General features: G+C 73.1%; 11 protein-coding genes. 4 read left to right on the forward strand and 7 right to left on the reverse strand.

Translation table 11 applies throughout. The annotated features are described in order from the left end of the window. Window positions 1–82 precede the first annotated feature (82 nt). A complete protein-coding gene (locus BJ992_RS18265; protein ID WP_246496706.1) occupies window positions 83–874 on the forward strand; it encodes a nucleotidyltransferase domain-containing protein in 792 nt (263 codons plus the stop codon). 61 nt (window positions 875–935) lie between these two features. Here the strand turns inward: BJ992_RS18265 and BJ992_RS18270 are convergent, their stop codons facing one another. Together BJ992_RS18270 and lon are read right to left on the reverse strand one after the other, a co-directional pair. Further along, complete coding sequence (locus BJ992_RS18270; RefSeq protein WP_246496707.1) at window positions 936–2,288, reverse strand: S1C family serine protease; 1,353 nt, start codon at window positions 2,286–2,288, stop codon at window positions 936–938. A gap of 543 nt (window positions 2,289–2,831) precedes the next feature. Further along, on the reverse strand, window positions 2,832–5,210 hold the full coding sequence (gene lon, locus BJ992_RS18275; RefSeq protein ID WP_184982587.1) for an endopeptidase La: 2,379 nt from the start codon (window positions 5,208–5,210) through the stop codon (window positions 2,832–2,834). Window positions 5,211–5,383: 173 nt separating this feature from the next. Between lon and BJ992_RS18280 the strand changes: the two genes are divergently transcribed. Then, complete coding sequence (locus BJ992_RS18280; protein WP_246496708.1) at window positions 5,384–6,853, forward strand: MFS transporter; 1,470 nt, start codon at window positions 5,384–5,386, stop codon at window positions 6,851–6,853. Between the two features lie 63 nt (window positions 6,854–6,916). Here the strand turns inward: BJ992_RS18280 and BJ992_RS18285 are convergent, their stop codons facing one another. The 5 genes from BJ992_RS18285 to BJ992_RS18305 all read right to left on the reverse strand — a co-directional run bounded on the left by BJ992_RS18285 (window position 6,917) and on the right by BJ992_RS18305 (window position 12,409). Next, window positions 6,917–7,585: an ATP-dependent endonuclease gene (locus BJ992_RS18285; protein ID WP_184982591.1), complete on the reverse strand. Its 669-nt coding sequence runs from the start codon at window positions 7,583–7,585 to the stop codon at window positions 6,917–6,919. Then, on the reverse strand, window positions 7,579–8,748 hold the full coding sequence (locus BJ992_RS18290) for an aminotransferase class V-fold PLP-dependent enzyme (RefSeq protein ID WP_184982593.1): 1,170 nt from the start codon (window positions 8,746–8,748) through the stop codon (window positions 7,579–7,581). The genes BJ992_RS18285 and BJ992_RS18290 overlap by 7 nt, the downstream gene beginning before the upstream one ends. An 83-nt stretch (window positions 8,749–8,831) precedes the next feature. Continuing rightward, window positions 8,832–10,088, reverse strand: a complete 1,257-nt coding sequence (locus BJ992_RS18295) for a cytochrome P450 (protein WP_184982596.1) — start codon at window positions 10,086–10,088, stop codon at window positions 8,832–8,834. A gap of 51 nt (window positions 10,089–10,139) precedes the next feature. Further along, the gene (locus BJ992_RS18300) at window positions 10,140–11,051 is read right to left on the reverse strand and encodes an aminoglycoside phosphotransferase family protein (protein WP_184982597.1); all 912 of its coding nucleotides are present in this window, start codon (window positions 11,049–11,051) and stop codon (window positions 10,140–10,142) included. After that, window positions 11,048–12,409, reverse strand: a complete 1,362-nt coding sequence (locus tag BJ992_RS18305) for a helix-turn-helix domain-containing protein (RefSeq protein WP_184982599.1) — start codon at window positions 12,407–12,409, stop codon at window positions 11,048–11,050. Before BJ992_RS18305 ends, BJ992_RS18300 begins: the two co-directional genes overlap by 4 nt. Window positions 12,410–12,662: 253 nt before the next feature. Between BJ992_RS18305 and BJ992_RS18310 the strand changes: the two genes are divergently transcribed. Then, on the forward strand, window positions 12,663–13,274 hold the full coding sequence (locus BJ992_RS18310; protein ID WP_184982602.1) for an ATP-binding protein: 612 nt from the start codon (window positions 12,663–12,665) through the stop codon (window positions 13,272–13,274). A 103-nt stretch (window positions 13,275–13,377) separates the two neighbouring features. Next, a complete protein-coding gene (locus tag BJ992_RS18315) occupies window positions 13,378–14,793 on the forward strand; it encodes an FG-GAP repeat protein (protein ID WP_221474881.1) in 1,416 nt (471 codons plus the stop codon). The last annotated feature ends 25 nt before the right edge of the window (window positions 14,794–14,818 follow it).

A 14,818-nucleotide genomic window follows, 5' to 3' on the forward strand; every position in this document is an offset into this window, starting at 1 on the left:
ACGGCCGACCGGCACCCCAGAGCCCGGACGACCGCTCGGCAGGCCGGAACCCGGACGACCGGCCAGGCACGCCGGAACCCTCATGACCGACGACATCTCCCACCGAGGAGCCCTCATGATCGGCCATCCCCCCACCGCGGCGCTCGTGGACCGCTTCCTCGCCACCGTCGAGCCGATCGTCCCGCTGCGCGCGCTGTGGGCCCACGGGTCGCTCGCCGGCGGCGACTACCGTCCAGGACGCAGCGACCTCGACCTGATCGCCGTCCTCTCCCGGCCGTGCACCCCCGCCGAGGGGGAACGGCTGGCCGAGGCGCACCGGCGGCTCGACGCGGCCGACCCTCTCGCGGCCGGTCTCCACTGCGGGTACGCCGCCGCCGGCGAGCTGGACGACCCTGACCGGCCCCATCTCGCCTGGGCCCACCGGGAGATCCTGCACCGGCCCGTCACCCCGGTCACCAGGAGCGAACTGCACCGTTTCGGCGTGATCCTGTACGGGGCCGAGCCGGGTGAGCTGCTCCCGCCGGTCACCGCGCGGCAGCTCGCCGCGTTCGTGGTCCGCGACCAGCGGGACTTCTGGCGGCCCGCTCTGCGCCACCCGAGGCGGTGGCGGCAGGACATCTGGGTGGACCTCGGCATGCTCACCCATGCGCGCGCCACGGTGACCTTGCGGGACGGCACCCTCATCACCAAACGCGAAGCCCTGGCCGAGTTGCGCGCCATGGACGCTCCGGCCGAGGTCGTCGATGACATCGAACGCCGCCGCTACGACGACCCGGCCCCACCCGCCAAGCCGTGGCTCACCCGCCGCGCGGCCCTGACCCGCGCCTGGCTCACTCCCGCCGTCGCCGCACTGGTCGCCGTGCACCCCTCGTGACGCCGTCAGGCACGCGGAGGCCGCCGCGGGACCTCCCCGCGGCGGCCGGGCTCGACTGGTCTCAGCTCTCGGCGGCGCGCTCCGCCAGGGTGACGGTCGCGGTGGCGGAGTCGCCGCCGCGGACGTAGGTGAGGGTGATCTTCGTTCCGGGGGTCATGGAGCGGATCCGGCCGACGACCGTGTCGGCGGCGGTCACCTGGGTGCCGTCGATCTTGGTGATCAGGTCGCCTTCACGCAGGCCGGCCCGCGCGGCGGGGCTGCCGTCCTGTACGGAGGCGACGACGGCCCCCTCGGTGTTCCCCGTGGGGTCGGCGAGGTTGACGCCGAGGTAGGCGTGGGTGGCCTTGCCGCTCTTGATGAGCTGGTCGGCGACCTGGCGCGCGGTGTTGATGGGGATGGCGAAACCGACGCCGATGTTGCCGTCCCCGCCGTTGGTGGCGATGGCGCTGTTGATGCCGACCACCTGGCCCGAGGAGTCGACCAGCGCGCCGCCGGAGTTGCCGGGGTTGATGGCCGCGTCGGTCTGGATGGCCCCGCCGATGGTCGTCGGCGCGGACTGCTGCTGCTGACGTCCCCAGCCGGGAGGCAGGCCGGGCTGCTGCTGCGACTGCTCGCCGCCGACGCTGACGGTGCGGTCCAGCGCGCTGACGATTCCGGCGGTGACCGAGCCCTCAAGGCCCAGCGGGCTGCCGATGGCGAGCACCGCGTCGCCGACGTTCAGCTTGTCGCTGTCGCCGAGGGTCGCCTTGGTGAGTCCGGAGACGTCCTGCGCCTTGATCACGGCGAGGTCGGTGGCGGGGTCGGTGCCGACGATCGTCGCCGCGGCGTTCTTGCCGTCGGAGAAATTCACCTGAACCTGGCCGCCTTGACCCGCGCCGGCCACCACGTGGTTGTTGGTGAGGATCAGCCCGTCGGCGGACAGGATCACCCCCGACCCCTCGGCCTGGCCCTGCGCTCCGGTGACGAGGATCGACACGACGGACGGCTGCACGGCGCGCGCGACGTCCGCCACGGTGGCCCCTGCGGCGTTGGAGGCGGGCCGCATGATCGGGCTCGCCGCGGCCGGGGTGCCGTTCGCCGCGCCGGTGACGAGCGCTCCGGTGACGCCGCCGCCGACGGCGACCGCCGCGAGCGCCAGCCCCGCGAGGGCCTTGCGTCCGATGCCGCCGCGCCACGGCGGGGTGGCGCCGGACGGCGGTACCGGCGGTGCGGGGGGCTCGGCGCCAGGCGGCGGAGGGTAGGCGCCGGCCGGCGACTGATACGCGCCGGTCCGCGACTGGTCGGCGCCGTCAGGCGACGGGTACGCGCCGTACCGCGGCGGGGTGGCGCCGAACTGGGTCCATCCCCCCGGCTGCGGCTCTCCACCCGGAATGTTCATCTCCTGCGTCCGCGTGCGCGGGTCCTCGGTGGTCATCTCTCCCCCATGCTCGTCGGCACTGACCGGCTTTCTCCGACTTCTGGCCGGGGCCGGTAAAACAATGATGACAAACACGCGATAAGAGCCGCCTAAGCGTTCTCTGAAGGTTCCCTGAACGCCGCCGCCGGGGTCTTCCCCCGCGAGTGGACACACGCGGAATCGCCGCTGTCCGCGCAGCTCATCGGCATCGGAGCGACTTACGGATCAGGACCCGATATGCGGCTTACGCGGTTTCGGACGTGGCCGCCTCGTCACAGCGTCCCGGCATTCACCGAAAGCCCGTCCGGGGGGCCTGCACTTTTACATCACGCTTATTTCCGCATTTCCCGGGCCGTCCGGCGGCGACCTTTCCCGCGAAATACCGATAAACCGCGCGCACACGAGGCGGCCCGCCGTCCGGGCCGTGAGCTCCGGACGGCGGGCCGCGTCCGTGGGGGCCCGGCCGGCTGCGGGTCGCGCCGCCGGCCGGGCCCGGCGGCGGTGGTCCGCGCCACCGCCGCCGGGGGTCAGGCACGTGGTCCGCGCCACCGCCGCCGGGGGTCAGGCGGCGGTGGTCTGGGCCACCGCCGCCGGGGTGAGGGCGATCTGGAGGACCTCGCGGACGTCGCTCACCGTGTGGACGGTCAGCTCGTCGCGCACCGCCTGCGGCACGTCGTCCAGGTCGGGCTCGTTGCGCGCCGGGATGAGCACCGTGGTGATGCCGGCCCGGTGCGCGGCGAGCAGCTTCTGCTTCACGCCGCCGATCGGCAGGACCCGGCCGGTCAGCGACACCTCACCGGTCATCGCGACGTCCGTGCGCACAGGCCGGCCCGACAGCAGCGAGGCCAGTGCGGTGGTCATCGTGACACCCGCCGACGGGCCGTCCTTGGGGATGGCGCCGGCCGGGACGTGGATGTGCACCGAGCGGTCCTTCAGCGACCCGACCGGCAGCTCCAGCTCCACGCCGCGCGACCGAAGGTACGACAGCGCGATCTGCGCCGACTCCTTCATGACGTCGCCGAGCTGACCGGTCAGCGTGACCGCCGTGGACCCGGTCTCGGGGTCGGCCAGCGACGCCTCGACGTACAGCACGTCGCCGCCGGCGCCGGTGACCGCGAGGCCCGTGGCCACCCCCGGCACGGAGGTGCGCTGCGCGGCCTGCGGCAGCGAGGACTCCGGCACGTGCCGCGGCCGGCCGAGGTAGCCGACCAGGTCGTCCGCGCCGACCCGCACCGGCAGCGCGCCGGTCTCGAGGGCCGCCTTGGCGGTGACCTTGCGCAGCACCCGCGCGACGGCCCGCTCCAGCGAGCGGACCCCCGCCTCGCGGGTGTACTCGCCGGCGAGCCTGCGTAGCGCCTCGTCGTCGATGGTGACGTCGTCGGCGGTCAGGCCCGCCTTGTCGAGCTGGCGCGGCAGCAGGTGGTCGCGTGCGATGGCGACCTTCTCGTCCTCGGTGTAGCCGTCGAGGGTGACGATCTCCATGCGGTCCAGCAGCGGGCCCGGCACGGACTCCAGCACGTTGGCGGTGGCGAGGAACAGCACGTCCGACAGGTCGAGCTCGACCTCCAGGTAGTGGTCGCGGAACGTGTGGTTCTGCGCCGGGTCCAGCACCTCCAGCAGCGCCGCCGTCGGGTCGCCGCGGTAGTCGGCGCCGACCTTGTCGACCTCGTCGAGCAGCACGACGGGGTTCATGCTGCCGGCCTCGCGGATGGCCCGCACGATCCGGCCGGGGAGCGCGCCGACGTACGTGCGCCGGTGGCCCCTGATCTCGGCCTCGTCGCGCACACCGCCGAGCGCGACCCGGACGAACTCGCGGCCCATGGCGCGGGCCACCGACTCGCCGAGCGAGGTCTTGCCGACCCCGGGAGGACCGGCCAGCGCCAGGACGGCGCCGCTGCGGCGGCCGCCGACGACGCCGAGGCCGCGGTCGGCGCGGCGCTTGCGCACCGCGAGGTACTCGATGATGCGCTCCTTGACGTCGTCGAGGCCGGTGTGGTCGGCGTCGAGCACGGCGCGGGCCGCGGAGATGTCGTAGGAGTCCTCGGTGCGGACGTTCCACGGCAGGTCGAGCACGGTGTCCAGCCAGGTGCGGATCCAGCCGCTCTCGGGGGACTGGTCGGAGGTGCGCTCCAGCTTGTCGACCTCCTTGAGCGCGGCCTCGCGAACCTTCTCCGGCAGGTCGGCGGCCTCCACGCGAGCGCGGTAGTCCTCCTCCTCGGAGGCGGCGTCGCCGTTCAGCTCGGCCAGTTCCTTGCGCACGGCGGCGAGCTGCTGCCGCAGCAGGAACTCCCGCTGCTGCTTCTCCATGCCTTCCTGGACGTCCTTGCGGATCGTCTCGGCGACGTCCAGCTCGGCCAGGTGGTCACGGGCCCACTCCACCAGCTTGGCGAGCCGCTCGGCGGGGTCGGGGTTCTCCAGCAGCTCGACCTTCTGCGCGGTGTCCAGCCACGGCGCGTAGCCGGAGCTGTCGGCGAGCTCGGAGGCGTCCTTGATCTGGTTCACCGCGTCCACGACCTGCCACGCGCCGCGCTTCTGCAGGATGGTGGCCGCCAGCGCCTTGTACTCCTTGGCGAGCTCCTCGGCACGGGGCCCGGCCGGCACGACGTCCATGGGGGTCGTCTCCACCCACAGCGCGGCGCCGGGTCCCGTCGTGCCGGAGCCGACGCGCACACGCTCGGCACCACGGACGACGGCGGCGGGATTGCCGCCGGGAAGCCTCCCGACCTGCTCGATGACCGCGGACACGCCGACGGCGCCGTACCGGCCGTCGACACGGGGAACGAGCAGCACCCGCGCGGTCCCCTGCCGCTCGCCGGAGGCCCGGGCGGCGTCGATGGCCGCGCGCACCTCGGCGTCCGACAGGTCGAGCGGGACGACCATGCCCGGCAGGACGACCTCGTCGTCGAGGGGCAGAACCGGGAGGATCAAGCTCTGACTCATGCGAACTCCAAGGGTTGAGTTACATCGACTCAATTAATGGGAGCCGGTGATTGTTCCCAAGGCTGCGCCTGTTCGCTGTGAGCGATCGTAATCGTGTAATCAGACCTCCCCTCGGGGTCGGGCAGTCCGCTGGGTCCCCCATGATGGGCTGCATGGACAACGGCGGCATTCGCATGAGATCCCCCCAGGGCAGGTGGGTGCTGTTCACCACCGTGCTGGGCTCGGGTATGGCCTTCCTTGACAGCACCGTGGTCAACGTGGCGCTTCCCGAGCTGGGGCGGACTCTCGACGCCTCGGTCTCCGGCCTCCAGTGGACGGTCAACGCCTACACCCTCACCCTGGCCGGGCTGATCCTGCTCGGCGGTTCGCTCGGCGACCGGTACGGCCGCCGCAAGCTCTTCGTCATCGGTGTCGCGTGGTTCGCCGTCACCTCGGCCCTGTGCGGCCTGGCCCCGAACATCGAGGTGCTGATCCTCGCGCGGGCCCTGCAGGGTGTCGGCGGCGCGCTGCTCACCCCCGGCTCATTGGCGATCATCCAGTCGTCGTTCGCACGCGCCGACCGTCCCCGGGCCGTCGGCGCGTGGTCCGGCCTCGGCGGCGTCGCCGGCGCGGTCGGTCCCCTGCTCGGCGGGTGGCTGGTGGAGACCGCCGGCTGGCGCTGGGTCTTCCTGATCAACCTTCCCCTGGCCGTCCTGGTGGTCGCCGTCGCGGCCCGCCACGTCCCCGAGACCCGCGACGAGGCCTCCACCGGCCGTTTCGACATCCTCGGCGCCGCGCTGGCCGCACTGGCCCTGGCCGGCGTGACGTACGCGCTCATCGAGGTCGGCACCCCCGCCTCCCTGCCGGCCGGCGTGGCCGGCGTGCTGCTCGGCGCCGCCTTCGTCGTCCTGGAGATCCGCCGCTCCCGCCACACCGGCCGGGTGGGGCCGCTGGTCCCCGTGCGGATCTTCTCCTCACGTGAGTTCACCGCCGTCAACGCCGTGACCCTGGTCATGTACGCCGCCATGGGGGTCGTCTTCTTCCTGCTCGTGGTCGAGCTCCAGGTCGCCGCCGGCTTCTCCCCCATCGCCGCGGGAAGCGCGATGCTCCCGGTGATGATCCTCATGCTCCTGCTGTCCCCCCGCTCCGGCGACCTGGCCAAACGCATCGGCCCCCGGATCCCCATGACCGCCGGCCTGCTCCTGGTCGCCGCCGCACTCGTCCTGCTCAGCCGCATCGGCCCCGGCGCGACCTACCTCACCGACGTCCTCCCCGCCGTCACCCTCTTCGGCCTCGGCCTGTCCGCCGCCGTGGCCCCCCTCACCGCCACCGTCCTCGCCACCGCCGACGAACGCTACGCCGGCGTCGCCAGCGGCGTGAACAACGCCGTGGCCCGCACCGGCGGCCTCCTCGCCGTGGCCGCCATCCCCCCACTGGTCGGCCTCACCGGCACCGCCTACACCTCCCCCACGACCTTCACCGCCGGCTTCCACTCCGCCATGCTCATCTCCGCCGCGATGATGACCGCCGCCGCCGTCCTCACCGTGATCACCATCCGCACCAACGCGCTCCGCGACCCCGACCGCGTCCCCCAGCGCAAGGCCGCCTGCGACCTGTGCGCACCACCTCTGGAGAAAGGCACGGAGGCCGCCGAACGGACCTGACCCAGCGGCCGCCGGACCCGTGCAGGCGCGTCGTCGCACCGTCGCCGGTGCGCCTGGCCACCATCAGCGAGGGGAACAGCGAGGCGAGGGAAGCAGCCCGTCCAGCGGATGAGGCACACCGGCCGGGTCGAGCGCCAGCACGAGCGCACGGCCGTAGTGCGCCTTGCGGCCACTGGTGGTTCCCATGAATCGGCGCAGCTGCCGTTCCACCGGCCGCCCCCGCTGCGCCGGCTGGTTCTGGAAAAGCCGGAACTTGTCCAGATCTCTCTCCGCGGCGAGAACCCGCTCGACCCCCTCAGGCCCGAGCGCACGGATCAGTTCGTCCTCCAGATCCGCGACACACACGAAGAACCCCAGCGACTCCATGGCCGACCTGCTCAGACCGGCCCCGAACCCCGCCTGCTCCAGCCCCCGCCGGAAGAACCCCTCCTCCGCCTCGTCGTACAGCCCCCGCACCCGGGCCCCGAGTCCCTGCGGCCCGAGAACCCGCAGATACCGCGCCACCCCCATCGCACCCCCCATCGGCACGACACACACACCCTCATCCCCGAGATCCCGCCCCCGCATCTCGGCCAGCGCCTCCACCGCACTCCGATCGCTCACCCCTTCGACCAGCACGACCGTGGCCACCCGCGCGACCAACTCCCGCGCCACCTCGGCCGCCGCCGGAGCCTCCACCCCTGCGGCCACCCACGTGCGCACGGCGACCCGGAAGCGCTCCAGCTCTACCATGCGGCGATTCTCCCGGCGCCGCCGTACCGGCTCAGGATGGCAGGGAGGCCGGCGGCCAGGCGTTCGTAGTCCTTCTCGCGGTTGTAGAGCTGGGCCGAGACGCGTAGGAGGCCGGCGCCGGGCCAGGGGCGGATGGCGGTGCGGCAGTGGAGGCGGTCGTAGATCTCGGTGGCGAGGGTGACGGCGGACTCGTAGGTGGTGGCGACGCCTTCGGGGAGGCGGAGGGTGCGCATGGACAGCTCGGGGTCGGCCGGCCAGGGGGTGAGGCCAGGGACATCGGCGAGGATCTGCTGGGCTCTGGCGGCGAGGTGTGCGTTGCGGGTGCGGACGTGGGCCGGGCCGAGGTCGGTGAGGAGGCGGACGCCGTGCGGGGTGACGAGCCAGGGGGTGTGGTCGCGGGTGCCTTGGATCTCCAGGGAGCGGGGGAAGCCGTCGTGCAGGTAGTGGGACGGGATCAGGGGGGTGACGCGGTCGCGCCAGGCCGGCGTGACCGACAAGATGGCGGCGGAGTGGGGGGCGAAGAGCCATTTGTGGAGGTTGCCGGTGTAGAAGTCGGCGCCTACCTCGGTGATGTCGAGGTCGAGCATGCCGGGGGCGTGCGCGCCGTCGACGATGGTGGTGACGCCGGCGGCGGACAGGTCACGGCACATCCGCTGGACGGGGAGGAGGCGGGCCGTGGGGGACGTGATGTGGTCGAAGACGGCGACCTTGGTGCGGGGGGTGACGGCGTCGAGGAACGTTCTCGCGGCGTCGTCGGCGGTCCAGTCGCCGGTGGTCCGGCCGGGGAGGGTGAGTGCGACGACCTCGGCGCCGGTGCGGGACGCGGTGTGGCGTACGGCGATCTCCACGGCGCCGTAGGCGTGGTCGCAGAGCAGGATCTGGTCGCCGGGGGTCAGCGGGATCGAGTGCAGGGCCACGGCGATGCCTTCTGTCACGTTCGCGACGAACGCGGTGCCGTCCGGGTCGGCGCCGAGGAACTCGGCGACCTCGGTCCTGGCCTTGGTGAGACGGTCCGGCAGGGTGGCGAAGAACTGGTCGGGGTCGCGCTCGGCCTCACGGCGCAGCTCGTCGTGCCGTTCACGCACGCGCAGCGGCACAGCGCCGAAGGAACCGTTGTTGAGATGCGCGATCGACGGGTCCAGGCAGAAGTCCTCGATGTCCACTCACGGACCTTAACCCGTGAGGTCGCGGGCCTGAAGGTGAAGGGCTGGTGGTGGACGCCGTCGTCGCGGATTCCGGCCGGGGGTCAGAACGTGAAGGCCTGGTGGCGGACGCTGTTGTCGAAGTTGGAGAGGAGGAGCTCGGGCTCGGCTGTGGTGCGGATCGCGGGGAGGCGGGTGAAGAGCTCGCGGAACATGATCTTTATTTCCTGGCGGGCCAGGTTGGCGCCGAGGCAGAAGTGGGGGCCGGGGCCGCCGAAGCCGACGTGGGGGTTGGGGGTGCGGGTGATGTCGTAGCGGCCGGGGTCGGGGAAGACGTCCTCGTCGCGGTTGGCGGAGCCGTAGAACAGGACGACCTTGTCGCCGGGGGTCAGAGAAGTGCCTCTGAGTTCGTACGGCTCGGTGACGGTGCGGCGGAACTGCATGATCGGGGAGACGATCCTGACGGTCTCCTCGATGGCGCCGGCGATGTGGGTGTCGAAGTCGCCGGTCAGGCGGTCGCGGGCCTCGGGGGTGTCGGTGATGAGCTTCAGGCCGTGGGCCATGGTGTTGCGTGCGGTCTCGTTGCCGGCGACGAGCAGGAGCGTGAAGAACGAGCCGAGCTCGCGAGGGGTGAGGCGTTCGCCGTCGACGTTGGCGGTCACCAACGCGGAGACCAGGTCGCCGCCGGGGTTCTTCTCGCGTTCGCGGCCGAGCTCGATGACGAGACGTTGCAGGGAGAACAGCGCGGCCATGTTGCGGCCCGCCATCGCGACGGTGCGGGGGAGGCTCATGCGGACGCCGGTGTAGGCGGTGGAGACGTCGACGTGCCGGTGGACCTTGGCGCGGATGGCGTCGGGGACGCCGACCATGTCGCAGATGACGTGGATGGGGAGCCGCGCGGCGACCTGGGTCACGAAGTCCCTCGGTCCTTCGGCGATGACGTCGTCGACGATGCGGGTGGCGGCCTCGCGGATGTCGTCGTCCAGTTTGGCGAGCATCTTCGGGGAGAAGGCACGCGACACGATGCGGCGCAGGCGCGCGTGCCTGGGGTCGTCGAGGTTGACCATCGAGTCGCCGAACACGTGCTTCACCCAGCCGGGGGGCTCGGGGTTGGTGACGGCCGGCTCGCTGGAGAAGACCTTGGCGTTGCGGCTGGCCTCCACCACGTCGGCGTGCCGCACCAAAGCGTGGAAGCCCTTGCCGGACCGCAGCAAAGGCACCCGGCGCTCGGGGAAGAACGCCAGATGGTCCAGCCGCCTGAGCCGCGCGAAGTCGCGCTCGCGCTCGCCTGGCGGCCTGTTCCAGAACGCCAGGTCCGCCAGGTCGATACCCGTCTCCACCGCCGTCGTCACAAGGCCCATCCTGGCACGACCGGCCCCCGCCTGACCCGGCGTACGGCCGGACGCCGGGGGTCAGCGGTAGGGCTGCCAGCGTGTGGTGAGGTCGCCGGAGCGGAAGGTCCGCATGCGGTGCTGCCACTGGGGCCGGATGGCGGGGTGGCTGCGCAGGATCGGCACGACGCTGGTGACGAGTTTGAGCTCGCGCAGGCGGCGGAACACCGGGAAGCCGGGCCACCGGGTGATGTCGACGCCGTAGCGGAGGGCCATGGGGGTCTGGTCGTCGTCGGGGTAGTCCAGGCGCAGGCGGCCGACGGCGACCGGGGTGAGGTCCCATTCGCGGGGCCCGACGGCGGTGCTGTCGAAGTCGCACAGCACAGGGCCGCCGACGGCGGGGACGAGGTTGCCGGTGAAGGCGTCGCCGTGGATGACCCCCGGTGGGAGGTCGAACCGGAGGGTGGACATGGCCTCCTCCACCTCGTCGCAGGTGGCGAGGAGGAACTCGCGGTCGGCGTCGCCGAGGTCCTCGGGCTCGGCGAGGCGCTGGCGGATCTCGTCCATGGGACGCCACTCGGGGAGGTCAGGCGGGGGGCCGGGGAGGTCGTGCAGGCGTCTCAGCAAGGCGGCGAGGTCGGCGCCGCCGGGACGGCCGCCGTCCGCGGGGACCTCCTCCCACAAGGTGGCGGCCTGGCCGGACAGCCACAGGGGCTGGACGACATCGGGGAGCAGGCGGACGGCGGGGAAGTCGTGCGCGGCCAGCCAGCGGGCCACGCCGACGACGTTGCCGACACGCGCGCGGGCCGCCGACGAGCCGGCGATGCGGACCACGACGGGTGCGGCGCGCAGGCGGAAGACGGCGTTGTTGGTGAACTTGATGAGCTCGGCCCCGGCGGGGTCGAGGCCGGCCTCCGCGCAGACGGCGCCGAGCACGGCGTTCAGCGTGTCGCGGGTGAGCCCGCCGGAGGGGTCTACCGTGGTGAGGCTCATTGGGCCCGCAGGTCGGCGATGCGCCGTCGCAACTCGCGTGCGTCGGTGCGGGCCCCGAGTGCGGCGGCGGCCTTGTCCAGTGGGTCCATGCGGTGCAGCGCTCGGGCCGAGCGGATCCGCGCGGTCAGCGTCACGGCCTCGTGGCCGTCACGCAGGCCGCCTTCGATGTCGCCTAAGCGTAAGCGCACGGTGGCGAGCGCGATGAGCTCGAAGACCTTGCTGCGGGCCATGTCCTGGTCGCGGCCGGCCACGCTGCGCAGCAGCAGCTCGGCGGCGGGGTCGAGGTGGTGGTCGAGGGTGTCGGACAGGCCCGCGTGGCACATGCCGCCGGCGGCGTGCAGGTCGGCTTCGCTGAAGAAACGCACCCACGCGGGGGCCGCGGCGCGGTCGCTGCGCGCGAACTCGTCCTCGGCGCGGCGCATGGACTTCAGCGCGAGCCGCTCGTCGCCGAGCAGCGCGTAGGCCCACGCCTCGTTGGCGCACAGCAGCGCGACGGTGAGCTCGCAGCTGGCGTCCTGCGCGCAGATCTGGCCGAGCTGGAAGAACCGCAGCGCGTCGACGACCCGGTGGCGGTGCAGGTGGACGCGGCCGAGGCGGTACAGCACGTTGGCGGCGAGCGAGGGGTCGCCGGCGTACTTGGCCTGCTCGAGGGCCCGGGTGAAGTGGCGGCAGGCGTCGTCGTACAGGCCGGTGTCGAAGCTCGTCCACCCGGCGAGGTTGTGCTGGTCGGCGAGCGCGCGGTGCAGGCGGTGGCGCACCTGCTCGCTCGACCCGGCCCGCAGGAGGCTCTGCGACCAGGCGAGCTGCGCGACCACGGCGTCGCGGCAGGTGCCGCCGCCGTAGCGGTAGTCGAGCGCGCGCAGCGTCTCGGTGACGGTCTCCACCTGCTCGACCTCGGCCTCGCCGATGCGCGCCGGCACGGGGGTGGCCGAGCGGGCCAGCGGCCTCGGCCAGTCGGTGGTCTCCGGTGTGACGGCGCCGATGGTGACCTGTGCGGCGTGCGCGAGGAGGCGGCGCACGCGCTCGTCGTCGTCGGCCTCGCCGGCCGCGTCGCTCTCGTGCCCCGCGAAGCCGGGGCCCTCGTCGTAGGCGAGACCCATGTATCCGCGGGGGACGCCGAGACCGTCGGCGATGCGGACGAGGACGTCGTACGCCATCACCTGACGGCCGTTCAATATTTCCGATATCTCCGATTGTGACTGCCCGGTGAGCGCCGCGAGGCGGCGCTGGGAGACGCCGTTGCGCTGAAGCATGAGATAGACCGCGGCCATATCGCGCTCCGCGAGCGCACGCCGCATCGCGGGTCGCTCCCAGATGGTGAAACTTATGGCCTGCTCGTTCACATGTGTGACGTTCATGCCGACCTCGCAACGGTCCAGTCAAGGGAGGGACTCCAGATAACCAGGCCGGACGCCGGCTCGCGGCCTTTTCGGCCCGACCGATCGGTGAAGCCGATCGGTCAGGCCGATCGCCGCGTATCCGTCTTCGGTATCGGTGTCACGGCTTACCCGCACGGGTCGGTGTATTCCACCATCGGAGACAACCTGCCGGAGGTGCACCGCGCCTGCCTCCGCCGGCCCCCGTCAGGGCGACCCAGGGAGTGATCAGCTCATGCGCGGCGAGGAGCCCGTCCCCCAGCATCGTGTCCAGCACACCCGCGCGCACGCGGGTGGCCGTCTGCACGAGGCCGCGGCCCGCCTGCGGGACGCCGTCCAGTTCTCCGGCGACAACCAGTACCGCGAGGACCCGCCGCCGGGATGGCCGCCGCACCGGGGGACGTTCCGCGTGCTGGTCACCCGGCTGAGCGCCGGATCGGCCTCGCGCGCCGCGCGGGCCGCGGTCCGCGAGGCGCTCGCCGGCACCGGTGTCACGGCCGAGAGCGCGGGAGAGGCGGAGCTCATCGTGGCCGAGCTGGCCGCCAACGCCGAACGGCACGCGCCGGGGCCGTACGAGCTGCGTGTGCACTACCTGAGCGGCATCCCCATGTGGTGCGAGGTGGTGGACGGCGGCGCCGAGCCCGGGGAGGTCGGGCTGCTGCTGACCCGCCTGCAGGCCGCCGACGGGCCGGACGGGCTCGACCTGCTCAGTGAAGGCGGCCGGGGGTTGCTGCTGGCGCACCTGCTGTCGGGGGGCCGGTGCGTCGCCTATCCCACCACGCTGTCCACCGGAGGCACGGGCCAGGCGGTCGCGTTCGAGCTCCCCGCAGCCGGGGGGCCGGCCTGACACCCGCCGCTCCCCCGGCCTGACGGCGACGTTCAGGTACCGGACGCGGGGACTTCATGCTGCCGTGGGGCAGGTGTCCGGATCGGCGGAGACCATCCGGAGTATGAGTGCCTCGCGTGCGTCCCGCCTGCTCGCCGCCGCGACGCTGGCCGTCGTGCCCTGCCTGCCCGCCTCCGCCTCCGCGACCGCCTGCTCCGATCCCGGGCTCGCCGTCGCCGCGCCGTACGCCACGGTGGACGGCGCGACCCGCGCCGGGTCGGTGACGCTGTACCGGGGGACGAAGGCCACATCGACCCTGACACAGGGGTCCGGGGAGATCGGGGACACCCCCGAGCGGGGGGACTCGTTCGGCTCGGCCCTGGTGACCGGCGACTTCGACGGCGACGGGTGCGCGGACCTCGCGATCGGCGCCTCGGAGGAGTTCGCCGGCACGCCGGTCCCCGACGGCGCGGACGGCAACGGCGTCGTGCACCTGCTGCGCGGCACGCCGCACGGCCTGAAGGCGGCCGGGACGCTCGACGTCACCCATCTCAAGCGGTCCCGCGGCACCGACCGGTTCGGCGCGGCGCTCGCCGCGGGGGACCTGGACGGCGACGGCGACGACGAGCTGATCGTCGGCGTCCCCGGCCTGGAGGACGGTGGAGGCGTCGCGCTGTTCGGCATGCGGGGCCGTCGGCCGGACGGCACGGGAAGCCTCATCACGCAGCGCACCCGCTGGGTCGCGCAGGAGCCCGGCGAGACCGACCAGTTCGGTGCGGCCGTCGCGGCCGGGGACTTCGACGGGGACGGCGACGACGAGATCGCGATCGGCGCGCCGGGGGACGACGTCGGCGACAAGCCAGGCGCCGGGTCGTTCACCATCGCCGACCCGCGGGCCCGGCAGGCCGGCGTCTACACGCAGAACAGCCCCGGCATGCCGGGGGACGCCGAGAAGTTCGACGGCCTCGGCGCGACGCTGGCGGCCGGGGACTTCGACGGGGACGGCCACGACGACCTGGCGGCCGGGGTGCCGGGTGAGGGCCTGGACGCCTACCAGGACGGGCCGATGTACGGCGACGGCGCGGTGCACGTGCTGTACGGCCGCGGCGGCGGTCTCACCGCGGCCGGCAGCGAGTTCTGGTCACGCGAGAGCAAAGGCGTGGCCGGCCGCAACCGGCCCACCGACCGGCTCGGCTCGGCGCTCGCGGCCGGCGACCTCAACGGCGACGGCGACGCCGAACTTGCCATGGGGCTGCCCGGCGGCAACGCCGTGCTGGTGCTCGCCGGCACCCGCACCGGGGGGCTGACCGCCAACCACAACCTGACCGTGTACGGCCGCAAGGGACACCCGGGGGACAACTACGGCGCCTCGGTCGCCGTCACCCCGTCGGGCCTGGTGGTCGGCGCGCCTGGCGCGGGCCGCGTGGTCCTGGTCCCGTCCGCGGTGCGCAAGGGCTCCTACACGGGCCTGCGGCCGGCCGGCGCCGTCACCCTGTCCGGCCCGGAGGGTGCTCTGTTCGGGTTCGCGGTCGCCGGGTAGGGCACGCGCGAAAGGCCCCCGGCCC

Source organism: Sphaerisporangium rubeum (genome assembly GCF_014207705.1).
Lineage (GTDB): Bacteria > Actinomycetota > Actinomycetes > Streptosporangiales > Streptosporangiaceae > Sphaerisporangium > Sphaerisporangium rubeum.

What these genes read in the sequence shown, in the direction of transcription:
- BJ992_RS18265 (WP_246496706.1), top strand. Translation starts at nt 83, where the DNA reads ATGACCGACGACATCTCCCACCGAGGAGCCCTCATGATCGGCCATCCC.
- BJ992_RS18270 (WP_246496707.1), bottom strand. Translation starts at nt 2,288, where the DNA reads ATGACCACCGAGGACCCGCGCACGCGGACGCAGGAGATGAACATTCCG.
- lon (WP_184982587.1), bottom strand. Translation starts at nt 5,210, where the DNA reads ATGAGTCAGAGCTTGATCCTCCCGGTTCTGCCCCTCGACGACGAGGTC.
- BJ992_RS18280 (WP_246496708.1), top strand. Translation starts at nt 5,384, where the DNA reads ATGAGATCCCCCCAGGGCAGGTGGGTGCTGTTCACCACCGTGCTGGGC.
- BJ992_RS18285 (WP_184982591.1), bottom strand. Translation starts at nt 7,585, where the DNA reads ATGGTAGAGCTGGAGCGCTTCCGGGTCGCCGTGCGCACGTGGGTGGCC.
- BJ992_RS18295 (WP_184982596.1), bottom strand. Translation starts at nt 10,088, where the DNA reads ATGGGCCTTGTGACGACGGCGGTGGAGACGGGTATCGACCTGGCGGAC.
- BJ992_RS18300 (WP_184982597.1), bottom strand. Translation starts at nt 11,051, where the DNA reads ATGAGCCTCACCACGGTAGACCCCTCCGGCGGGCTCACCCGCGACACG.
- BJ992_RS18305 (WP_184982599.1), bottom strand. Translation starts at nt 12,409, where the DNA reads ATGAACGTCACACATGTGAACGAGCAGGCCATAAGTTTCACCATCTGG.
- BJ992_RS18310 (WP_184982602.1), top strand. Translation starts at nt 12,663, where the DNA reads ATGCGCGGCGAGGAGCCCGTCCCCCAGCATCGTGTCCAGCACACCCGC.
- BJ992_RS18315 (WP_221474881.1), top strand. Translation starts at nt 13,378, where the DNA reads ATGAGTGCCTCGCGTGCGTCCCGCCTGCTCGCCGCCGCGACGCTGGCC.